We start from the raw sequence: 23,410 nt of genomic DNA, 5'->3' as shown, positions 1-23,410 counted from the left end.
TTTTTATAGACTATCTGATGATAAAATAGAAGCTGGAGGATTTACATGATTAGTGATTTAAAAGGAAGGGCTCTTGATGCCTTAGAAGGGAAATGGGGACTAGAAAGAGGCAAGTAGATCTCTTTCAGTAGATGTTGTTGCAATGTTTATTATTGGGCCGTTAACTTTAGGAGCATACACCCTTGTGTTGCGTGCGGTTCGTGAGCAAGATGTAGAAGTAAGGAAACTGTTTAGCTGGTTTACAGATGAAAAGAATTTGATAAAGTCGTTTTTTACATATTTATTAATATATGTATACTTGATTTTATGGACATTATTATTGATTATTCCAGGGATTATTAAGTCCTTCTCCTATGCGATGACGTACTTCATTTTGAACAATCATCCTGAATATACAATGAATCAAGCGATTACAGAAAGTCGTCGCATAATGGATGGGCATAAAATGGCTTATTTTCTAGTATGCTTAAGTTTTATTGGATGGTTTTTATGAAGTATTGTTACACTTGGAATTGGATTCCTATGGTTAATTCCATATTTCTATACCACAAGCGCAGCATTTTATGAGGAAATCACACAAGGTTAATTGAAAAGACAGCAATCAAAAAGCACCCTTTCTAAATCATTCTGTTTAGAAAGGGTGTTTTTGTAGAAAGTTTAAGAACTGTTTACTTGTAAGTGGTTTACTAAAGTAATACCCTTGCATGTATCGACAATTGTTAGCTTGCAAAAAGTCAAATTGTTTTTCCGTCTCAATCCCCTCGGCAACGACGGAAAGGTTTAATGTATTTGCAAGTGAAAGTATTGTAGAAATAATAGCTCTTTCTTCTTCTCGCTGATCGGCCAGTTGTGTAAATTCTCGTGGCACTTTTAATGCATCAATTGGGAAAAGGGATAAGTAAGCTAGAGAAGAGTAACCTGTGCCAAAGTCATCAATTGAAGTTTGAATGCCATGCTCTTTTAACTTTTTAAGCTTTAGTAATGTTTCTTTTTCATTTATCATGGCGATGCGTTCAGTTAATTCCAGTATGAGAAATCTCGGTTCTACTTGTACCTCCTTAAGTATTGTTAAGATGTTTTCGATTAAGTTATCTTGTTGAAATTCTTTTGCTGATAAGTTAACGCTTATTTTCAAATCAGCATAGCCAAGCTTATGCCAATACTTTAATTGCTTGCATGATTCTTTTAACATCCAATGACCAAGCGGAATGATTTGAGGCGTTTCTTCGACAATCGGAATGAACTCACAAGGTGAGATATTACCTAGAATTGGATGATTCCAGCGGATTAAAGCTTCTGCGCCAACTATTTTTTTCGTTCTAATATCAACTTGTGGTTGATACGAAATAAAGAATTGGTTATTTGCCAGGGCAAGTGGGAAATCTTTTTCAATTCGTGATTTACGCTCCATCTTTTCGTATAGCTCCTGTGTATAGATAGAGCTTCCATTTTTTCCTTTGTTTTTTGTTTCATACATTGCCATGTCAGCATGCTGCAAAATTGACATCGGATCTTCACCGGCTTCTGGGTAAATAGCAATACCAATACTCGATGAAATTTGTAAATGATGATTTTCAATTTGAAATGGTTCATTTAATGCGGCCAAAATATGATCTGCTACTGTTTGAACTTCAGCTGTGTGTTTAATATTTTCGATGAGGAGCGTAAATTCATCTCCGGCAAGCCGTGCAAGTTTTACATTTGGATTTGAAATTTGTTTCAGCCTTTTGGCTATAGCAATTAAAAGAAGGTCTCCGATTCGATGTCCAAGAGTGTCATTGATAATCTTGAAACGATCTAAATCAAGGAACAAAACAGCAAAAGGTTGTTTTGTTATTTTAGCTCGTACAATGGCCTCTTCCAGTTGCTTGTGAAAGGAGCGGCGGTTGGAAAGTTCAGTTAATGTGTCATGATATGCTAGGAAGTTAATTTGTTCTTGTTGTTGTTTGCTTTCTGTAATATCTTTAATCATTAAATAGACACCCGGAATATGCTCTTTTAAGATAATAGGAACAGCTGTAACGTGCAAAAAGTAAATATCTCTATTTTTATGGTATGCTCGTATCTCTAACGAAATCGAGTTCCCTCGTTTCACATGATGAAACGCATCTATTATTTTCTTTAAGTCTTTCTCGTATACAAGTGAGTAATAAGGCTGATTTAACAGTTCGTTTGTTTGATAACCAAGCAATGTAATTCCAGCATGATTTACATTTAAGAAATTGCCGTGCAAATCCAATGTGAAAATAGGATCAGGATGGTGTTCATATAGAGATTCGAACATTTTTTTGCTCCGATATAACGCATCTTTTTGCTGCACTAAATCTTGTGTGCGTAACTCGATTTGTTCTTCTAAATGTTGGTTAAACCGCATCTGCGTTAGCAGTAGTTCTTTATTTTGTCTACGAACTAAAATATGGCGTATCAATACAAAGAAAAATGTAACAATAAGGCCTATTACTAATATGGGTGAAAAAGCACGCTCTATTAATACAAATGTACTAAGAGCAATAACAGAGAGATAGGGTAGCGATAAATGAATTGCTTCACCGATTTGCGGTGTTAGTAATACTTGCTCAGTGTGCTCTGCTTCTTTGGTGTGAAGCACACAAGCGATAACAATAAGCATTAAAAAAAATTGATATAAAGGCGCGATTATAAATCCAGAATGCTCAGCTGTAAAGTATTTCAAATAAGCATAGATGGAATCAATACTTGCATAACCAATGACTGAAGTTGCTAAAAAGATGGAAACTTGTTTTGAAAGAAGTGACAGCGGTCGAAATAATAAGCTAATACCTATTAGAAGAAATAATAAGTTTGCCATGGGATACATGAGTTGTACGATTATATTAAGGTAAGTGGTAGCGATAATATGGATAGCCTGCTCAATAAGAAGGTAATAGCTTAATGTAAATTGTGCAGTCACGACAATACAAACATCGCATATGATAAATAACTGTTCCCATATATTTCGGTCATAAAGTAATTCATATAAGAAGGCAGCTACAAAGATAATGAGACATAATAAATAAAAAAAGTCGGACGGATCAACAAATATAGCAGAGGCATGTAAAATCAGGCGTTGGTAAGCAACGATGATATCACCAATAAAATATAAAATGGAACCGAATGTAAGTAGCATCCAAAATCGATAAGCATGACCGCGTTTAATGGATGAAAAATAGACTAAGTAACTACAAATGATCATATCAACTAAAATTGTTGTTACCCATATCATGATTTGAAATACAAGAGAGTCTTTCGAATAAATGAGTACCCCGATATAATGAATGCTAAGATAAATAAGTAAACTACTTATAAGAATCGTTACGTGTGTTTTTATCTTCATGGAATTCACCTGCGGTATAGAAAATATAAATTATTTTATTATATGCTCTTTTGTAGAATTTGTATGGGATGAATATTGTTTTCATATTTTATCCCGTTATTTTAGGGCAGTAAGACTCCTATCTCAAGATGTGGAGAGAAGCAGTCGAGCTTATAATCAGTGGGGATGGAGAAAGCCCATTGATTAAAGTTTCGCTTTATTGTACATATTTTATGCCAATAGTAAAAATAGTAAAGGAAAGATGCACATGTTTATAAAATGTGCATCTTATTTCATCCTAATTATTTATTGCAACGCACATGGGTTTGTAAAAATAAAAGAAAGTCCTCTGGAGCAAGGGGCTTGCTAAAATAATATCCTTGTACGTAGTGACAACCATTTTGCTGTAAAAACTGTAATTGTTGTTTTGTTTCTACCCCTTCTGCAATAACAGACATATGCAACGTATGAGATAATGAAATAATTGTTGTAATAATTTCTTTTCCTTCTTTAGATTCATCAGCCATTAAAATAAATTCACGTGGAATTTTAAGCATATCAATTGGATATAAAGGTAAATAGGCTAGCGAGGAATAGCCTGTTCCAAAGTCATCGATTGATATATGCACACCGATCTCTTTTAGCTTACGAAGTTTTTGCAATGTTTCTTTTTCATCCACCATGGCAATTCGTTCCGTTAATTCGAGATCTAGACAATGTGGTGCTAATCCAGTTTCTTTTAGAATGGAAAGAACGGATGGGACAAACAAATCTTGTTGAAACCCTTTAGCTGACACATTTACTCCAATTTTTAAATGAGAATATCCAAGTGTTTGCCATTCTTTCATTTGCGTACAAGCTTTTTGTAAGGCCCATTTTCCAATTTCAAGAATGTGCATACTTTCTTCAGCAATTGGAATAAATTCGTAAGGAGATACAATACCCAATTCTGGATGATTCCAGCGAATGAGTGCTTCGGCACCAATCACTTCATAAGAACTACTGTCTACTTGCGGTTGATATAATAAGAAGAATTCTTCATTTTCGATTGCTTTTGGCAAATCTTTTTCTAAACGTAAGCGTCTTCCCATTTGTTTTGATAAAGATTCATCATAGAAGGAAATAGCATGCTCCGTTTTCAGCTTTGCATCATGCATTGCTATATCTGCGTGTTGGAATAGTAAAGTAGTATCTGTTCCGGCTTCTGGATAAATTGCAATACCAATGCTAAGCGATAGGTGGTAAGTATGGTTATGAACTTGCATAGGTTTTTTTACAGTATGAATCAGCTCGTTGCACAAGTCTAATAATGATTCTTTGTCGGTAGCATTACGAATTAAAATGGTAAACTCATCTCCGCCAATTCTCGCTAGCGGAGTATCTTGAGGAATACAAGGTTGTAAGCGAGTTGCAACTTCTCTGAGTACAATGTCTCCGGCCTTATGTCCCAGTGTATCGTTAATAAGATTAAAGCGATTTATATCTATAAAAAGTAATGCGAATTTTCTATCATTTATTTCGGATTGTTTAATATAATCCTCTAATTTTCTTTGGAAGAAAGCACGATTCCCAAGAGTAGTTAAAGAGTCATGGAATGCTAAATAATGAATTTGTTCTTGTTGTCTTTTCATTTCCGTAATATCTTTAACGAGAATATAAATCCCAGTTACTTGCTCATTCAATATAATTGGGACGATTGTTAAGTTGAAAGAGTAAGCTTGCCTGTTATAGTTAGCGAGTATTTCAAAAGAAGTCGATACTTTCTCCTTTGCGTTTTGAATTGCCGCGGCAAATTTAGGTTTATCTCTGTCGATAACAATAGAGAACCACGATTTTCCTAATAATTCACTAACAGGAACTTTTAGCATTGTACTTCCTGCTTTATTAACATTTGAAACAACCCCATTTAAATCAATCGTAAAGATTGGATCAGGGTGATATTCGTGTAACGATTGAAATTTTTGTTGTTTCCTATTGGCAATTTCGGTTTGTAACATTAAGTCACTTGTTCTTTGCTTTACCGTATCTTCTAACTGCTTATTAAATGATTGTAAGGCTTTCGTTAACTCTCTATTTTGCATTCTTGCAAGCACATGCCGAATTAACGAAAAGATAAAAGTAATACAATTTCCTATAATTAGAGTTGGAGAAGCTGTGTTTTCTTTTAATGTAAAGCCAATTAAAATGGTAATCGCAAGATAAGGAAAGATAATAAGTAGTTGCTTTCCTAATACGGGATTCATAATAAAGTAAGATGTTCTGCTTGTAGTATCGCGAATAGCTGCAGCGATTGCAATACATAATAATAAAACTCGGTAAAGAGCTCGAAGGCTAACAATGATATAACTTGGTAAATTATCTGCAAAAAAAGTGTATGTATAATCAATAAGTGCGTACCCAATTAGTACAGTAATAAAAAGGTATAATTTTTTATTTGACTTAAAAATTGTTGGATAGAAAAAGAAGCTGATTCCAAGTAGTAGAAAGCATACATCTGTAATTGGAAAGAAAAATTTCATCACTGCATCTGCAACTGACAAGTCATAAATACGTATAGAAGGTTGATTAAATAAATACCACTCTAAGGTAAAAACAGCTGTCACAATGATACATATGTCGCAAATGAGAAAGGCTTTTCCCCATTTATCGCACTCTTTCATTAGTTTATAAAAGAATGCAGAGAGGAAAAAAATAGAAAAAAGCATAACGAATAGATCTGAAATATCAAACTCATCCATAGGAAGCTCAAAAGGATGGTAAGTTCCTAATATATCTCCGATAGAAAAACAAAGAACCCCGATTAAGATTAAGATCCAAAAAGGTCTAAACGTCTTTTTTTTGTATAAAATGGAATAACATAATGAAATAAGACCAATCACTTCAATAAATATGGAAGATAAGCGGATGTCAAGGTCAGTAATATAGTAACTGTCCGGAAAAACATAAATAGGTATGTAGTAGAAACATACATAGGAGATTAGTGCTCCGATAAGGATTGAAATATGCCAATCGTTCTGTTTGCCCAAAATAATCACCTTCATAAACTTTAAATAAATGCAGCTTTACATTTGTTCTAACAAAAAAACTTGATTTCTACTTTTAAGAAGAGTTTGAACGATTTATGGAATACATATACATACTATTTCATGTATCGACATAGGAATTTAAATTTTGTTATAATGAGAGAAATAATCTAATTATTTAGAAAAATTTAAAAATAATAAAAGAAGAAGATGAAACATATTGTTTACTAAGTGAACTTGTTCTTCATTCATGGGGGAGGGTTTCAAAGTGGAAAATGTATACGAAAATAGTTACATGATTGTTGGTATTTTCTTGCTGCTAGGCATATTACTTCCGGTAGTCGCTCTGACATTAGGAAAGTTACTACGCCCACATAAACCAAGTGAGGCAAAGAATACAACATATGAAAGTGGGATTGAGCCGTATCATGATGCGAATGTTCGCTTTCATGCCCGCTACTACATTTTTGCATTACTATTCGTTATTTTTGATGTAGAAACGTTATTTTTATATCCGTGGGCAGTGGCATATGACAAGCTTGGGTTGTTTGCATTAATTGAAATGCTCATTTTTGTCGCTATGTTATTGATAGGATTAGCCTATGCTTGGAAAAAGAAGGTGTTACAATGGCTATAAATTTCGAAGAACTACATCCACAGGAGCGAGCGGAATTAGAAAGGAATATCTTTTTTACAACATTAGAGCAGATAAAAGGATGGGCACGTAGCAATTCTTTATGGCCGATGACATTTGGACTGGCATGCTGCGCGATTGAGATGATGGGAGTAGGTTCCTCACATTACGATTTAGATCGATTTGGCTCTTTTTTCAGGACATCTCCAAGGCAGTCAGATGTCATGATTGTTTCAGGAACGGTGACAAAGAAAATGGCTCCGATTGTGCGGCGTTTATATGATCAGATGCCGGAACCGAAATGGGTTATTGCGATGGGATCTTGTGCAACTGCTGGTGGTCCTTACGTAAATTCGTATGCTGTTGTAAAAGGCGTCGATCAAATTGTACCTGTAGATGTATATATTCCAGGGTGTCCCCCTAACCCAGCTGCCTTAATTTATGGAATTAATAAATTAAAAGAGAAAATTCGTTACGAAGCAAAGACAGGAAAGCAGGTGACGAATAAATGAGTGATCCGAATAAAGAGTTAGAGGATATGAAACGAGAAGCGGCTAGGCGTGCAAAGGAAGAGGCACGAAAGCGTCTTGCCGCTAAGCATGAAGCAGAAATATCGAAAATAGAGGCGCGAGAACAAGAAAAAGAGAAAGCGCTATCAAAGGGTGCTGAAGTAAGCAGAGATGAAGTAACGGAAGCGGAGAAAAAAGCAGCAGCAGCGAAAGCGAAGGCTGCAGCGTTAGCGAAGCGAAAGATGAAGGAAGAGAGCGCGGCACATGGTGATGAAAAAGCGAAAGCAATCGCTGCCGCGAAGGCAAAAGCAGCGGCTGCTGCGCGAGCAAAGAGTGCTGCTAGTAAAAAGGAAGAAGAGAAAGTGCCAGAAAAGCCGTCGCCGAATCAGCCATATGTAGAGGCATATGCGAAACTTATTAAGGAAAAAATAGGGGAGCATGCATTGGTAGATTTCTATATCAATAGATTGTCTAAAGATGTTCCGACGCTTGTTGTTTGCAAGGAGCATTATTATGAAGTAATGGAGTTGTTACGGAGTCATGAGCGCCTTGCTTTTCATTATATGTCAGAGCTGCATGCAACGGATTTTGTGACGCATATGGAAGTGTATGTACACCTATATTCATATAGAAAGAAACAATCAGTGGCGGTGAAGGTGAAATTAGAAAGGGAGGCGCCGCAAGTAGCCTCGATTACACCGCTTTGGGAAGGGGCAAATTGGCCCGAGCGCGAAGCTTATGATTTACTTGGAGTGATTTTTACTGGCCATCCTAATTTAACGCGCATTTTAATGCCAGATGACTGGGTAGGGCATCCGCTTCGAAAAGACTATGAACCTTTTGATGTGGAGGTGTAGCGCAGATGATCCGTACAGAAGAAATGTTGCTAAATGTGGGGCCGCAGCACCCGAGTACTCATGGAGTATTCCGGCTTATTATTAAAATTGATGGAGAAACGATTAAAGAAGCTACGCCTGTCATCGGGTACTTGCACCGCGGAACAGAAAAAATCGCTGAGAGTTTACAATATACACAAATTATTCCGTATACAGATCGAATGGACTATTTATCTGCCATGACCAATAATTATGTCATTTGTCACGCGGTGGAGACAATGATGGGACTTGAGATTCCTGAGCGTGCTGAGTATTTACGCGTCCTCGCAATGGAGCTAGGCCGCGTTGCAAGCCATCTTGTTTGGTGGGGGACGAACCTTTTAGATATTGGTGCAGTGAGTCCATTTTTATATGCATTTCGGGAACGAGAAATGGTTATTAATCTTCTAAATGAACTGTGCGGCGCAAGGCTTACGTTTAATTATATGCGCGTCGGCGGCGTGAAGTGGGATGCGCCGGACGGTTGGATTCAAAAGGTTAGAGAGTTTGTTCCTTATATGAGAGAACAATTGAAAGGATATCATGATCTTGTTAGTGGAAATGAAATATTTGTAAATCGTGTGAAAGGCATTGGTATATATAGCGCGGAAGAAGCGATTTCCTATTCATTGAGCGGAGCAAATTTAAGATGTACAGGTGTGAAATGGGATATTCGGAAGGATGAACCGTATTCGATTTATAATCAGTTTGATTTTGATGTCCCTGTTGGGGAAGTAGGCGATGCTTGGGATCGGTATATGTGCCGCATGGCGGAAATAGAAGAGTCACTCAAAATTATTGAGCAGGCGGCTGAGCAGTTTCCGAAAGAAGGAAGTGTCATGGCGAAAGTGCCGAGGATTATTAAGGTTCCTAAGGGCGAGGCCTTCGTCCGCATTGAATCGCCGCGCGGAGAAATTGGCTGTTATATTGCGAGCGAAGGAAAGAAAGAGCCGTATCGTTTAAAGTTTCGCAGGCCATCTTTTTACAATCTGCAAATCTTACCGAAGCTTTTGAAAGGAGAAAATATCGCCAATTTAATTACGATTTTAGGCGGTGTTGATATTGTGCTTGGGGAGGTTGATGGCTAATGGTTGAAAGGCTGCTAGAGTCATCTACAAGTTGGTCGAATTTTTTTATTTTCTTTGGGTTAGCTGTGCTTCTATTATTTGCAGTCCTCGGCTTTGTTACATACGGGATTTTAGCAGAACGAAAGGTAATGGGATTTATGCAAGGGCGGGTCGGCCCAAACCAAGTCGGGGGGCGTTTCGGATTATTACAAACGGTAGCGGATGTGCTAAAGCTTCTCTTAAAAGAAGATAGTATTCCGAAAGCGGCCGATAAACCGTTATTTATATTGGCACCGATCATCGCTTTTGCACCAGCCTTTATGGTATTGGCTGTTATTCCGTTTACATCTCAATTTCAGTTTGCTGATATCGGTGTTGGCCTTCTTTATTATATTGCTATTTCAGGAATTACAACGATTGGCGTTTTGACCGGCGGCTGGGCATCGAATAATAAATATTCTTTGCTCGGCGGGATGCGAGCAGCGGCGCAGATGATTTCCTACGAAATTCCTCTCGTTATGAGTGTAATCGGCATTGTCTTATTGACGGGTAGCCTAAATTTAAACGAAATCGTCGCATCGCAGGAAAAAGTTTGGTACATCTTTGCGCAGCCAATCGGCTTTATTATTTTCCTAATTGCGGCGGTTGCTGAATTAAATCGGACACCATTCGATTTACCTGAGGCAGAATCTGAACTTGTTTCTGGCTATCATACGGAATACTCTGGATTTCGCTGGGCCTTCTTTATGCTTGCTGAGTATGTGTATCTCTTTGGAATGGCTTCTTTAATGACAGTACTCTTCCTAGGTGGCTGGAACCCGGTACTCTTTCTTGACTTTATTCCAGGCGCTGTATGGTTTGCACTCAAATTTAGTGCGGTTGTCTTTTTATTCATTTGGTTCCGTGTTACATTCCCTCGTATGCGGGGGGATCAGTTAATGGAGTTTGGCTGGAAGGTACTATTACCGATTGCATTGGCTAATATCTTTTTAACGGCATTGATTAAGGAGTTGTTCTTCTAATCTGTGAGGAGGTGCCAGCAAGAGATGAAAGGGTTATTGAAAGGGTTGAAATATACGCTAAGTAATTTGAGCAAGAAAAAGGTGACATACGATTATCCAAATCAACCATTGCCACTGCCAGATCGGTTTCGCGGCATTCAAAAATTCTATCCGGAAAAGTGTATTGTTTGTAATCAATGTGCCAATATTTGCCCGACCAACTGTATTCAGTTAACCGGAAAAAAGCATCCAGATCCTACGAAAAAAGGGAAAATCATTGATACGTATGATATTAATTTTGAAATTTGTATTCTATGTGATTTATGTACGGAAGTGTGTCCGACAGAGGCTATTGTTATGACAAATAACTTTGAACTAGCGGAGTATACACGTGATGATTTATTTAAAAACTTGCAATGGTTAGATGAAAATGATGAAAACGTTAGAAAGGAGAATAAGGCATGACCGGTGAGTTGATTGCATTTTTTATATTATCTTTCACTGCGGTTATGGGCGGAGTGTTTATGCTGAATGTAACGAAAGTAATGCATATGATGCTTGCCCTTGTTTTTACATTTCTCAGCATTGCAGGTTTATATTTCCTTCTAGCGGCTGAGTTTATAGGGGTAGCACAAATTTTAATCTACTCTGGAGCCATTACAATTATTATGATCTTTGGCATTATGTTAACGCGGCATGATGCGGAGAATGAGTCAAGGATTAGTCTTCGCAAAATAATTGTTTTCCTCGCAGTTATGTTATTTGGAACAGTGATGTACTTTGCGGTTCATAACATCGACTTTGCAAACCAAAATACACAGGATATTTTACCTCTTCATGAACAAAACACACTTCAAATTGGTACCCTTTTGTATTCGAAATATGTAATTCCATTTGAATTAACATCGGTGATCTTACTTGTCGCACTTGTTGGGGCGATTGTTCTTGCTAAGAAGGATGAAGAAAAGGGGGATTCTCATGAATAGTGTCCCCGCTTCGGCCTATTTAACTTTAGCAATTATTTTATTTTGCATCGGTTTATTTGGGGCTTTAACAAAACGAAATACGGTTATTGTTTTAGTCTGTATGGAACTGATGTTAAATGCCGCAAATTTAAACTTAGTTGCCTTTAGTAAGCTTGGTTTTTTTTCGAACTTAACAGGGCAAATCTTTTCTTTATTTACGATGTCTGTTGCGGCGGCAGAAGCAGCGGTTGGACTCGCAATTTTGATTGCACTATATCGCAATCGTACAACTGTTAATATCGATGAGATGGATAAGTTGAAAGGTTAATTCTAACTGAAAAGGGGGAAGGAAACGATGATCGATTATGCATGGCTCATACCGCTTTTCCCGCTTGCTTCGTTTATGTTACTCATTTTATTTGGGAGGAAATTAAAAGGAATTAGCAGCCTCCTTGGCAGCCTTTTCGCATTTCTTTCGCTAGTGGGTGCGGTAATCGTCTTATTAGAACGCTTTTCCTCAGAGAATGTCAAGCACACTTGGTTATGGCTAAAGGCTGGGAGTGTGGACATTTCATTTGGATTTGAGGTGAATGCATTGAATGCGTTAATGCTCCTTATTGTGACTACTGTCAGTTTTCTTGTACATGTGTATGCAAAAGGATATATGCAAGGCGACGAACGTTTGTCAGTCTTTTATGCGTATCTTGGATTATTTACATTTGCGATGCTTGGGCTTGTAATTTCAACAAATCTATTGCAACTTTACGTGTTTTGGGAGCTTGTTGGTCTCGGTTCCTTTTTATTAATTGGATTTTACTTTTTTAAAGAAGAGGCAAAAGCAGCTGCCCAAAAAGCTTTTATTATGACGCGCATTGGCGATGCCTGCTTATTTATCGGGATGATTCTTCTTTTTTGGCAAGCGGGCAGTTTTGATTATGATGTTATTTTTAAAGCAGTACAAACGGAGGCTATCTCTCCTTCTATCATTACACTTACAGCGCTTTTCATATTTATTGGTGCCGTGGGGAAATCGGGACAATTTCCATTGCATACGTGGCTACCGGATGCAATGGAAGGGCCTACGCCAGTTTCAGCACTTATTCATGCGGCGACGATGGTCGCGGCCGGCGTCTATTTAGTTGCGGCGATGTTTCCGCTTTTCGTAGCCAGCCCTGTAGCTATGCAGACCGTAGCAATTGTGGGAGGATTTACGGCGATTTTTGCGGCGTCCATTGCTCTTGTACAAACAGATATAAAACGCATTCTAGCGTATTCTACAGTAAGTCAGCTCGGTTATATGATGCTTGCACTTGGTTCAGCGGGATATGTCGCTAGTATCTTTCATTTAACGACACACGCCTTTTTTAAGGCACTTCTGTTCTTAGCGGCTGGAAGTGTCATTCATGCGGTGCATACACAAAACATTCATGAGATGGGCGGCTTACAAAAGAAGATGAAAGTTACAGGACTACTCTTTTTAGTCGGTACATTTGCAATTAGTGGCGTTCCGTTTTTTTCAGGCTTTTTTAGTAAAGACGAAATTTTAATGGCAACGTGGATGCACGGCAATTATGTTTTATTTGTCCTCGCCATTTTAGCAACGTTCTTAACGTCCTTTTATATGTTTCGTTTATACTTTCTTGTCTTTACCGGAGAAGAGAGAGCGAAGAGGGAAGTACGTGAGTCTCCGCGGATTATGACATTGCCGATGACTGCTCTTGGAGTATTCGCTGTTGCAATAGGATACATTCATACACCTTGGTTCGGAACATTTCTTGGAGATTGGCTCATAAAGGATGTTTCATTTCAAGTAGCACAAGGACACGGGCCAGCTTGGATTATGGTCATAGCAACGCTCGTCTCTTTTGGAGGAATTCTCCTTGCCTATTTGATGTATAACAAGCGCTCTCTTTCTAGAGATTGGGCTGGGGGAGAAGGAACAATTCTATCTCATCTACTTATAAAAAAATATTATATAGATGAAATATATCATGTGACGGTGTTGCCGATTGTAAAAGGGATTGCTTATACACTTCACCTTTTTGAAGTATGTATTGTGGAGGGAATTGCAAAGCTCATCCAGAGCCTCGTTAAAGGGGGGAGTTACGGGGGATCAAAACTTCAAAACGGTAATGTACAAGTGTACGGAACGGTGACTGCTATTTCTTTGGCAGCATTGGTTGTCATTTTGTTATATACAGGGGGGGATTGGCAATGAGTGCTTTCTTATTATCTTTCTTCATTTTCTCCCCACTTCTTAGTATCTTCTTACTTCTATTTACACCAAAAACAAAGGTACGTGCGGTGCGCGGGATTGGCTTGTTTGGCACGATGCTTCCGCTTGGAACAGCGATTCTTTTAGCGTGCGCATATGCTTCTGGGAAGAATTTAGCCATTTTTTCAGAAAGGGTAAAATGGATTCAATTTGGCAACTTTCCTGAATTAGACAAAAGCTTATTTATCATTGACTATGAACTTGGAATGGATGGTTTTTCCCTAGTAATGATGATGTTAGCTTCACTTTTAGTCATGCTTGCGGCGCTGACGGCTTTTTCCATTCAGCATCAGGTGAAGGCTTTTTATATGCTGTTATTAATGCTTGAAATTGGAGTGCTTGGCGTTTTCGCGGCAGAAAACTTATTTTTATTCTTTATTTTCTTCGAGATTACATTACCGCCGATGTTTTTGCTAATTGGAAAATGGGGGAAGTTGTCGAGCGAACAGGCAGCGTATAGCTATTTAATATATAACGGAATTGGTTCAGCGATTTTACTTATTATTTTCTCCATTTTGTTTGCTAAAACGGGCACAACAAATTTTGAAGAGTTGAAGACGATTTTGGCAGGGACGGATTCATCATTTTTTAATGGGATGTCTCATTCGCTCCAGCTCAGCATATTTATCGCACTGATGCTTGCGTTTAGTATTAAGTTACCGTTGTTTCCGCTACATCGATGGATGGTGAATGTACATGTGGAAGCACATCCGGCAGTTGTGATGATACATGCGGGTGTGCTACTAAAAATTGGGGCGTACGGTATGATTCGTTTTGGAAAAGGACTATTCCCGGAGCAATTTCAAAGCTTTGCTACCATCTTGGCTATTTTAGGTGTAGTAAATTTTTTATACGGTGCTTTCCTTGCTTTCATTCAAACCGACTTCCGAAAGGTGCTGGCCTATTCTAGTATTTCGCATATGGGAATTGTGCTAATTGGACTTGCAGCACTGAATGCAGCAGGTGTACAAGGGGCGCTCTTTCAAGTCGTGTCGCACGGTTTAATTGCCGCGCTACTCTTTTTCCTACTTGGCGTAATTGAAGAACGATTTGGTACGTCGCACATTACGAAGCTTGGAGGCCTTGCAAAACAAGTTCCAATACTTAGTGCATGTTTATTGGCAGGAAGCATGGCTTCGCTTGGATTGCCGGGAATGTCTGGATTTGTAAGCGAATTTCTTGCTTTTCTCGGTCTATTCCAAGAGAAGCCAATTGTAGCCGCAGTTGGAGTGCTTGGCATTATATTAACAGCTGCATATGTTTTAAGAGCAACTTTACAAGTAACGTTTGGGAAGCGGGAATTAGAAGGAAAGCCAGATATGCGTGGTTGGGAGTACATTCCGGTTCTTTTGCTACTTGCATGTATCATAACAATCGGTGTGTTGCCGGATTTATTAGGAGAACCACTTCAAGATACACTAAAAACATTGGGGGTGAGATAGGATGGATATGGAGGTATTGTTTCGGTTACCGTGGCATCTTATGGTTCCGGAGTTTATTCTTCTTGGCGGAGCCATTCTTCTCTCGCTTCTTGATTTGTTTTTTAAGGTAAATCAAAAGTACGTATCATTTGGAGCCATTCTTACCGCGGGTTTCTCATTTTTTGCGCTCATTATGCTCTATGATGAACCAGCAGGAGCCATTTTGGACGGTTCCTTCGTATTAGATGGCTTTTCGAAAGGATTTAAAACATTACTCTTAGTGGGAGCGCTCCTCGTTTTATGTATCGCGATAAGCGACGATAAAAAAGAGCCGATTCCATATAAAGGAGAATATTACTACTTATTTCTCATGGCGATACTTGGTGCGATGTTTATGGCATCTAGCATCGATTTTATTACACTCTTTATCAGTTTAGAGCTGCTTTCTCTTTCATCGTATATTTTAGTAGGAATTCGAAAGAAAAGGCGTGCTTCAAATGAGGCTGCGATGAAATATGTGATTAATGGAGGAATTGCATCAGCTATTACGTTGTTTGGAATGAGTTATGTATATGGTATGACAGGATCAACAAATATAGTGGAAATGCAGCGTGTTCTTGCTGGAGGTGTGGCAGGTAGTATTCAACTCTTATTAGCACTTGCCTTCTTATTAATGTTCGTCGGATTATCATTTAAAATTGCAACGGCACCATTTCATATGTGGGCGCCGGATGTATACGAAGGGGCACCGACACCAGTAACAGCGTTTCTCGGAACAGTTTCTAAAATTGCTGGATTCATTATGATTGTACGGCTATTCTTGATGACATTTGCAAGCGTCACAATCCAAGGGAAGGAAGAAACACTGTTTCATTATATGAGTGTCTATATTGCTATTTTAGCAGGGGTTACGATGATTATTGGTAATGTGATTGCATTAAAGCAACATAATATAAAGAGATTATTTGCTTACTCCGGAATTGCTCATGCTGGTTATTTACTCGTTCCGCTAGCGGCGCTATCTCCTTTTACAATGGACAGTATGTGGTTTTATATGCTTGCCTATTTCTTGATGAATGCCGGAGCATTTGCGATTATTCACACATTAATTTTACAAAGTGAGAATGAAAATATAAACATTTTCTCTGGTTTATACAAACGTTCACCATTTCTAGCGATGATGATGACAATTTTCATTTTATCTTTAGCGGGTATTCCAGGAACAGCTGGTTTTATTGGGAAAGTAAATATTTTCTTAGGGGCATTTGTAATAGAGGCGCCTTATTACGTACTTGCATCTGTAATGATGGGAACAACGGTTATTTCCTATATATATTATTTCCGAATTTTACAGCAGATATTTTTTCGGAAAGGAAATGAAGGGGACAGAGTGCACATTCCGATAAGTGTAAAAGCTGTCGTTTGCTTCTGCGCATTCGCAACTGTCATGCTCGGAGTTTTACCAGCGATTGGCTACAATTTCTTTCATGACTATTTTCCGCTTATGAAGGATTTCTTCTTTACAGGGAACATGGTACAATAGTGAAATAAAAAAGTGTAGAGCGATTCCTCTACGCTTTTTATTTGCATGCAAACGCGCACGTAGAAACATGATTTCTCGTTTTTTGAAGGCTATGGCGCCTATATATACGAGAAAAAGTATAATGGCTTCTAGCGTTAGGAGTGCACTGCACATCTTAATCATGAAAGCCGGTCAAAAAGGGGTCGATTTTTTTGGCGCAACTTTTAGGGCAACAAGCACTGATTGCAATGGTGTCGCATTTATTGTTTATTACCATTACATGGTGGGCTTTGCAAGGAATTCATATCGAACGCCTAATGAAATCTGGAAAAGTACTGCAAATAAGAATCTTACTTATTCTTGTTACAATTGCAATTGGTACGTCTGTAAGTAACTTCTTTCTTGATTATTTAGGGTATTCGAAGAGTTTAACGTATTTGGTAAAGTAAGGGTATAGAACCTTCTATCTCCGTTAAGAATGGAGATAGGAGGGGATGAAACTTGAAGAGTTTAAAAACGATTCTTATCGTTGTCGGAATCATGGTTGTATTCTTAGTCGGATATAAAGGGGTTAAACCGATAAACGATGAAGAGAAAATGGAAAGTATGATCGCCGCTCTTGAAAAGAATGGAGCAAAAGTGGAGCGATGGTCATGGTTAGCGCGGGAGACGAAAACAATTTCTAACATACATACGTTTCAAAAATTGTTAAACGATGTAAAGGAAAAAGCAAATGTTCGGAAGTGGGAATTGGAACAATCTCACGATGGATATAAAGCAACGGCACATAAAAAATTTTCTTCTTATGAAGAACGAATAGTAGTCACTTGGAGTAAGAAAAATACTAAAGAAAACACTTTCATTATCTTTGAAGTAAGCGGGGAAAAATGGGATCCAAAAAACATTCGAAAAATGGATACAATTTTTAGTACAAAACCTATAATTTACACTTGTGTTAAGGGTGTACTGAATGATAAGATTGAAGGTGTTTTGCAAAATAAAACCAATCAGGTTTTGAAAGATCTTTCAGCAAGAGCGATCGAAAAAATAGAAGAAAGAGCATTTGTGTCAATCTCCGCATATAATAAAAAGTGGAATGACGCTCTTTCAACAAATAAAGAGAAAATAAATGTGCAAATAGCAATACGTTCTACAGACAACAAAGATACAATTGTGGTTGGCACACCGATCATAACTTCTGAGTATTGAATGAATAGATATTGAAAAAAGGACACGGAGGGGAATAAATTGGAAAAAATCATCGTCCGTGGCGGAAAGCGGTTGAACGGCACAGTGCGTGTTGAGGGCGCGAAAAATGCTGTATTACCTATAATCGCTGCAGCCCTATTAGCGAGTGATGGAAAGAATGTACTATCTGAAGTACCAGTATTGTCTGATGTATACACAATCAATGAGGTATTACGTCATTTAAATGCTGAAGTCGTATTTGAAAATAACCAAGTAACAATCGATGCTTCAAAAGAGTTAAAAATTGAAGCGCCGTTTGAATATGTACGTAAAATGCGTGCATCTGTCCAAGTAATGGGGCCATTATTAGCACGTAACGGTCGCGCTCGCATTGCTCTTCCTGGTGGATGTGCAATCGGTTCACGTCCAATTGACCAACATTTAAAAGGCTTCGAAGCAATGGGAGCAAAAGTAAAAGTTGGTAATGGATTCGTTGAGGCATACGTAGAGGGAGAACTAAAAGGTGCAAAAATTTACTTAGACTTCCCAAGCGTAGGTGCAACAGAAAATATTATGTCTGCTGCTGCATTAGCAAAAGGGACAACAATTATTGAAAACGCTGCGAAAGAACCGGAAATTGTCGACTTAGCGAACTTCTTAAATGCAATGGGTGCTAAAGTACGCGGAGCTGGAACGGGAACAATTCGCATTGAAGGCGTTGATAAATTATATGGTACGCACCACTCTATTATTCCTGACCGTATTGAAGCGGGAACATTTATGGTTGCAGCAGCAATTACAGGTGGTAACATCTTAATTGAAAATGCAGTACCAGAACATCTACGCTCTGTTACGGCGAAAATGGAAGAAATGGGTGTAAAAGTGATTGAGGAAAATGAAGGGTTACGTGTTATCGGTCCAGACAAATTAAAAGCCGTTGACATTAAAACAATGCCTCACCCAGGATTCCCAACAGATATGCAATCACAAATGATGGCATTATTATTACAAGCTGATGGAACAAGTATGATTACTGAGACGGTATTTGAGAACCGCTTCATGCATGTTGAGGAATTCCGTCGTATGAACGCGGATATTAAAATTGAAGGTCGCTCTGTTATTATGAACGGACCGAATAATTTACAAGGTGCAGAAGTAGCAGCAACTGACTTACGTGCAGCAGCTGCGTTAATTCTAGCTGGTTTAGTAGCAGAAGGTCACACTCGTGTAACCGAACTAAAGCATCTAGATCGTGGATATGTAAACTTCCATAAGAAACTAGCTGCATTAGGTGCAACGATTGAACGTATCAATGAACAAATGGAAGAAGTGAAAGAACAAGAAGTTTCTGATCTTCATGCATAATGATAATAGTCCCTATGTCTCATGACTGGGGGCTATTTTTTGTTCTATTACTGTTATAGTCAATTATCCCATGACTTATGCATGTCTTACTTAAAAAATTTAGAAAATTTAATAAGTAAAATAGAAAGTAAGACTTGTTCTAAAAATCTCCCATTCCCCATAGAAATAAAATGAATCTAATTTTATAGCGGGGGAAAAAGATGAAAATTTCAAAGCCACTTTTCATTACAATGGCGCTCTTAATAACGCTTGTTATTATTGTGCCAGCCATACTTGTCATTCCATACGCAAAAACGAAAGTAAGTCAGCCGTCTAAAAATCCTCCAGTCGTTCAAAATGTGCCAGCTCCTCAGAAGGTAAATACTGCTGTTCAAGTGTCAGTATATCGCGATGCCAAAAAAAGTGTCGAGCAGTTACCGCTAGAAGAATATGTTACGGGCGTTGTAGCATCTGAAATGAATGCAAGCTTCGAGTTAGAGGCATTAAAAGCACAGGCACTAGCAGCTAGAACATTTATCGTACAGCGTATGTTAAGCGGTGCGAAGAAACAGAATGCAGATGTAACAGACACGGTGAATGATCAAGTATACAAAAGTAAAGAAGAATTAAAGAAGATATGGGGTAAGGACTATGAGAAGAATTTGAAAAAGGTTGAAGAAGCTGTATCGAAAACGGCCGGACAAGTTTTAACGTATGAAGGTAGCCCGATTACAGCTTCTTTCTTTTCAACGAGTAATGGACGCACGGAAAATGCTGCAGATTATTGGGGAAATGATTACCCGTACTTAAAGAGTGTGGACAGTCCATGGGATCAAGCTTCGCCGAAATTTACGAGTGAACAAACATTTACTGTAGCTGACTTTCAAAAGCGACTTGGGGTAAAGATACTGGAAAACGGAAAAGTCGGTAATATTCAAGAGCGCACAGAAGGAAAACGTGTAAAAGGTGTCGAGTTTCAAGGGAAAGTATTAACAGGGAAAGAAGTGCGAACAAAGCTTGGCTTACGCTCCTCTGATTTTACATGGAAACAACAGGGGAATCATATTGTCGTTACAACGAAAGGATACGGACATGGTGTTGGCATGAGTCAATATGGTGCGAATGGAATGGCAAAAGAGGGAAAAGAGTATACAGAGATTGTTGCGCATTATTATAAAGGAATCGAAATTAAAACGTTAAATGACTATGAAGGCAAGTTAATGGCGAAAAATTAAGTGACAAGGGATTCATGATACGTAAGTGTTGCTCGTTTAACAATAGATCGATGATTTGAAACAAAAAGGAGTTCATCTACATGAGCTCCTTTTTGTAATGGGAAAATATCATAATTTTCCGTGTATTGTTTGATATAATAAGATAAAAAACTCATCTGGAGGAGAAAAGATGGCGTTACTCGAGCTAAAACAACTAGGGAAGACAAATCAGTTGCCGGTTATAGATATGAGCGTTGAAAAAGGACAATGCGTTGTACTGCAATGTAATAATCATACTGCTAAAGTATTGCACCGCATTATCATTGGGGAAGAAGATGCTTCTTCCGGAACGGTATTATTTGAAGAAGAGCCAATTCGCAAAAGTGCATATTCCCGCATTGGATTTTGTTTTTTAAAAGATGAAGCATATAACCGTTTGAAAGTGAAAGAATATCTTTCCTTTTTGTCTGGATTGTATGACTCAAATATTGACATAGAAGAAATTGTAAAATGCGTTGGATTGCTCGATAAGTTGGATACAAAGATAGAGAAGCTATCATTTTCTGAAAAGCGTCGCCTTCATATTGGGAGAGTGATGGTTCATAATCCGGATTTAATTATTTTAGAAGAACCAGAGCAAAATGTAGATATTGAAAGTACAATTATCATTCGCAAGGCAATTATGAAGATGAAAGAGAACGGAAAAGCCATTTTTATTACATCGTCCTTTTTATCTGATGCACTCTCCTTAACGGAGGATGTATACATATTAAATCAAGAAGGTGTAAAAAAGATTGAATTTGAACAGGAAGAAGTAGAAGAGAAAGAGGAAGAAAAAGGGGTTCAAATGATTCCGCAAATGAAATTGGAAAGAATTCCGGCAAAAGTGAACGACAAAATTATTTTGTTGGATCCGATGGAGATTCATTTTATTGAAACGCAAAGTGGTACAACTCATATTCATGTTCATGAAGAAGATTTTATATGTACATTAACATTAAGTGAGTTAGAAAATAGATTAAAAGGATTCGGTTTCTTTCGATGTCACCGATCGTACCTTGTGAACTTACAACGTGTAAGAGAAGTCATCACTTGGACGCGAAATAGTTTCAGTTTAATTTTAGATGATGATCGCAAAAGTTCCATTCCGCTTTCAAAAGGAAGAATGGATGAATTGAAAGATGTCATTGGACTATAAATGATGCTCTAGTAGAGCCGAAATAGGATGCATTCACCGGTAAAAATACTCCTTTTACCGGTATTTTACTGCGTAAACCTTTTGTTTTTCATATGATTAGGTCAGAAGCAGCGAACCTAGCAAGCTGAGGTGGCAAACGAGCCTGCCGAAGCGAAATAATCTAGAAAAGAAAACGAAGGGGATGACGAAATGACATTGGCAATTGAAATGAAAGATGTAATGAAAACCTTTGATAAAAAAACAGCACTTCGAAATGTCAATATTGAGGTAAAACAAGGAGAAATTTTCGGTTTCCTTGGACCGAGTGGATCAGGGAAAACAACGACAGTGAAAATTTTAACCTCTCAGTTACTCCATAGTGTTGGAACAGTGAGAGTATTAGGGGCGGATATTACAGGGCCAAGCAGCATTGACTATAAGCGAATGGGTATTTTAACAGATAATAGCGGCCTATATGAAAGGCTTAGCATTTATGATAATTTATTATTATTTTGTGACTTATACGATTGTAAAAAGGAACGAATTGATGAAGTACTCACGCAAGTGAACTTAATAGAAGATAAAAAAACACAAGTGAAGAAGTTATCGAAAGGGATGAAGCAGCGTGTCACATTAGCGAGAGCCATTCTGCATAAACCAGATATTCTCTTCTTAGATGAACCAACATCAGCACTTGATCCCGCAAACGTCCAAAACATTCATCATATCTTAAAAGACTTAAATAAAGAGGGGACAACTATTTTCTTAACAACGCACAACATGGATGAAGCAGAAACGCTTTGTGACCGTATTGCCTTCTTATGCGGCGGGGAGATTGTAGCGCTTGATACGCCCGAAAATCTTCGCTTACAATATGCGAAAGACAAAATTGAAGTTGTATTAAAAGATAAGAAAAAAGAAACGGTACAAAAAGATGAAATAGGTGCAAAACGTATTTCGGAATGGATGAAAAATGGGGAACTACTATCGATTCATTCCTATGAACCAACTTTAGGAGAGATTTTTATTGAAGTAACTGGGAGGGATTTAGCATGACATTTTCAAGTAAACGATTTTCAGCTATTTTACGTAAAGAGATGCAGGATTTAAAGAATAATGCACAAATTTTACTGATGGCCTTTATGCCGCTAGGATTAGCGCTTTTCTATAAACAACTGGGGGGCGGAAAGGAATTTATGGGCGGAATTGTTGTTGTTATGGTTATGAGCATGGTTACAACAATTGCGCAAGCTACTTTAATTGCTGAAGAAAAAGAAAAACATACATTGCGCGTGCTCATGCTCTCGCCTGCATCTCCCCTTGAAATCATTGCTGGTAAATCATTACCTATCGTCATTTTTAGCATCTTGTTAAATATTATTAGCTTAGTATTATTAAATGCTTTGCAAGGCAGTATTTTCTTGCTGTTAATGATTTTTATAATCGGAACGTTATTATTTATGGTGTTTGGATTTCTCATTGGTTTACTATCGAAAAATTTAGTACAAGTGTCTGTAATAGCAACACCTATTTCGATGTTTTTGTTTGTGGCGCCGTTTTTAAATGAAATGATTAAGAACGAAATCTTAAAAAAGATAACAGCGTATTTACCGACGACGCATATTTTGGAAGCCATTGTAAGTGTAGTAGAGGGGAAAGGTTTCTCAGCCATTCAATTCAACGTATGCAATATTGCGATTTGGCTCATGATAACTGTCATCGCTGTTCTCGTTATTTATAAAAAGAAACAATTAGACTAAAAACTGAGCCAAACTGCTCAGTTTTTTCTTTTTTCATCATTTCCCCGGAAATTCCGCAAATACTATACATATTTTTACAGATTTTGTCGAAAAATAATTTGTTA

Annotated in this window: 20 protein-coding genes and 1 pseudogene; 19 read left to right on the top strand and 2 right to left on the bottom strand. The window is 37.9% G+C overall.

The window, feature by feature from the left end:
• Positions 1-45 precede the first annotated feature (45 nt).
• A pseudogene (locus tag MR056_RS06915) lies at positions 46-586 on the top strand (DUF975 family protein).
• 45 nt (positions 587-631) lie between these two features.
• Here MR056_RS06915 and MR056_RS06910 read toward each other — a convergent pair.
• Both MR056_RS06910 and MR056_RS06905 read right to left on the bottom strand, forming a co-directional pair.
• Entirely contained in the window at positions 632-3,352 is a 2,721-nt protein-coding gene (locus MR056_RS06910) for a putative bifunctional diguanylate cyclase/phosphodiesterase (protein WP_210370632.1), read from the bottom strand.
• 281 nt (positions 3,353-3,633) lie between these two features.
• Positions 3,634-6,372, bottom strand: coding sequence for a sensor domain-containing protein (locus MR056_RS06905; protein ID WP_210370631.1), 2,739 nt, complete (start codon positions 6,370-6,372; stop codon positions 3,634-3,636).
• A 250-nt stretch (positions 6,373-6,622) separates the two neighbouring features.
• Between MR056_RS06905 and MR056_RS06900 the strand changes: the two genes are divergently transcribed.
• From MR056_RS06900 to MR056_RS06815, 18 genes are all read left to right on the top strand, one after another.
• Positions 6,623-6,991: an NADH-quinone oxidoreductase subunit A gene (locus MR056_RS06900; RefSeq protein WP_012096267.1), complete on the top strand. Its 369-nt coding sequence runs from the start codon at positions 6,623-6,625 to the stop codon at positions 6,989-6,991.
• Positions 6,982-7,500, top strand: a complete 519-nt coding sequence (gene nuoB, locus MR056_RS06895) for an NADH-quinone oxidoreductase subunit NuoB (protein WP_087095607.1) — start codon at positions 6,982-6,984, stop codon at positions 7,498-7,500. The genes MR056_RS06900 and nuoB overlap by 10 nt, the downstream gene beginning before the upstream one ends.
• Positions 7,497-8,354: an NADH-quinone oxidoreductase subunit C gene (locus MR056_RS06890; protein ID WP_094396578.1), complete on the top strand. Its 858-nt coding sequence runs from the start codon at positions 7,497-7,499 to the stop codon at positions 8,352-8,354. The genes nuoB and MR056_RS06890 overlap by 4 nt, the downstream gene beginning before the upstream one ends.
• 5 nt (positions 8,355-8,359) lie before the next feature.
• Positions 8,360-9,460: an NADH-quinone oxidoreductase subunit D gene (locus MR056_RS06885; RefSeq protein ID WP_210370630.1), complete on the top strand. Its 1,101-nt coding sequence runs from the start codon at positions 8,360-8,362 to the stop codon at positions 9,458-9,460.
• Positions 9,460-10,461 carry an NADH-quinone oxidoreductase subunit NuoH gene (gene nuoH / locus MR056_RS06880; protein WP_210370629.1) on the top strand — a complete coding sequence of 334 codons (1,002 nt, stop codon included), beginning with the start codon at positions 9,460-9,462 and terminating at the stop codon, positions 10,459-10,461. The genes MR056_RS06885 and nuoH overlap by 1 nt, the downstream gene beginning before the upstream one ends.
• A gap of 24 nt (positions 10,462-10,485) precedes the next feature.
• Entirely contained in the window at positions 10,486-10,905 is a 420-nt protein-coding gene (nuoI, locus tag MR056_RS06875; RefSeq protein ID WP_012096262.1) for an NADH-quinone oxidoreductase subunit NuoI, read from the top strand.
• Positions 10,902-11,426 (top strand): NADH-quinone oxidoreductase subunit J, encoded by a 525-nt coding sequence (locus MR056_RS06870; RefSeq protein WP_210370628.1) that lies wholly within the window; start codon positions 10,902-10,904, stop codon positions 11,424-11,426. The genes nuoI and MR056_RS06870 overlap by 4 nt, the downstream gene beginning before the upstream one ends.
• Positions 11,419-11,733: an NADH-quinone oxidoreductase subunit NuoK gene (gene nuoK, locus MR056_RS06865; RefSeq protein WP_210370627.1), complete on the top strand. Its 315-nt coding sequence runs from the start codon at positions 11,419-11,421 to the stop codon at positions 11,731-11,733. The genes MR056_RS06870 and nuoK overlap by 8 nt, the downstream gene beginning before the upstream one ends.
• A 27-nt stretch (positions 11,734-11,760) precedes the next feature.
• Positions 11,761-13,623: an NADH-quinone oxidoreductase subunit L gene (gene nuoL, locus MR056_RS06860; protein ID WP_012096259.1), complete on the top strand. Its 1,863-nt coding sequence runs from the start codon at positions 11,761-11,763 to the stop codon at positions 13,621-13,623.
• Positions 13,620-15,122, top strand: coding sequence for an NADH-quinone oxidoreductase subunit M (locus MR056_RS06855; RefSeq protein WP_012096258.1), 1,503 nt, complete (start codon positions 13,620-13,622; stop codon positions 15,120-15,122). Before nuoL ends, MR056_RS06855 begins: the two co-directional genes overlap by 4 nt.
• A 7-nt stretch (positions 15,123-15,129) precedes the next feature.
• Entirely contained in the window at positions 15,130-16,644 is a 1,515-nt protein-coding gene (gene nuoN / locus MR056_RS06850; protein ID WP_041810616.1) for an NADH-quinone oxidoreductase subunit NuoN, read from the top strand.
• 191 nt (positions 16,645-16,835) lie between these two features.
• Positions 16,836-17,072, top strand: a complete 237-nt coding sequence (locus MR056_RS06845; protein WP_012096256.1) for a DUF1146 family protein — start codon at positions 16,836-16,838, stop codon at positions 17,070-17,072.
• Between the two features lie 91 nt (positions 17,073-17,163).
• Positions 17,164-17,832 (top strand): YwmB family TATA-box binding protein, encoded by a 669-nt coding sequence (locus MR056_RS06840; RefSeq protein WP_048723562.1) that lies wholly within the window; start codon positions 17,164-17,166, stop codon positions 17,830-17,832.
• Between the two features lie 39 nt (positions 17,833-17,871).
• Entirely contained in the window at positions 17,872-19,176 is a 1,305-nt protein-coding gene (murA, locus tag MR056_RS06835; RefSeq protein WP_012096254.1) for a UDP-N-acetylglucosamine 1-carboxyvinyltransferase, read from the top strand.
• 200 nt (positions 19,177-19,376) lie between these two features.
• Positions 19,377-20,390, top strand: coding sequence for a stage II sporulation protein D (spoIID, locus tag MR056_RS06830; RefSeq protein WP_012096253.1), 1,014 nt, complete (start codon positions 19,377-19,379; stop codon positions 20,388-20,390).
• Positions 20,391-20,559: 169 nt separating this feature from the next.
• Positions 20,560-21,567: a LytTR family transcriptional regulator DNA-binding domain-containing protein gene (locus MR056_RS06825; RefSeq protein WP_012096252.1), complete on the top strand. Its 1,008-nt coding sequence runs from the start codon at positions 20,560-20,562 to the stop codon at positions 21,565-21,567.
• A 189-nt stretch (positions 21,568-21,756) separates the two neighbouring features.
• Positions 21,757-22,602, top strand: a complete 846-nt coding sequence (locus MR056_RS06820; RefSeq protein ID WP_012096251.1) for an ABC transporter ATP-binding protein — start codon at positions 21,757-21,759, stop codon at positions 22,600-22,602.
• Complete coding sequence (locus tag MR056_RS06815; protein WP_242136535.1) at positions 22,599-23,306, top strand: ABC transporter permease; 708 nt, start codon at positions 22,599-22,601, stop codon at positions 23,304-23,306. Before MR056_RS06820 ends, MR056_RS06815 begins: the two co-directional genes overlap by 4 nt.
• The last annotated feature ends 104 nt before the right edge of the window (positions 23,307-23,410 follow it).

It is taken from the genome of Bacillus cereus group sp. BfR-BA-01360, from assembly GCF_022663595.1.
Classification (GTDB): Bacteria; Bacillota; Bacilli; order Bacillales; family Bacillaceae_G; genus Bacillus_A; species Bacillus_A cytotoxicus.
The sequence above is the reverse complement of the archived record's forward strand: the minus strand, read 5'-3'. Positions and strand labels throughout refer to the sequence as shown.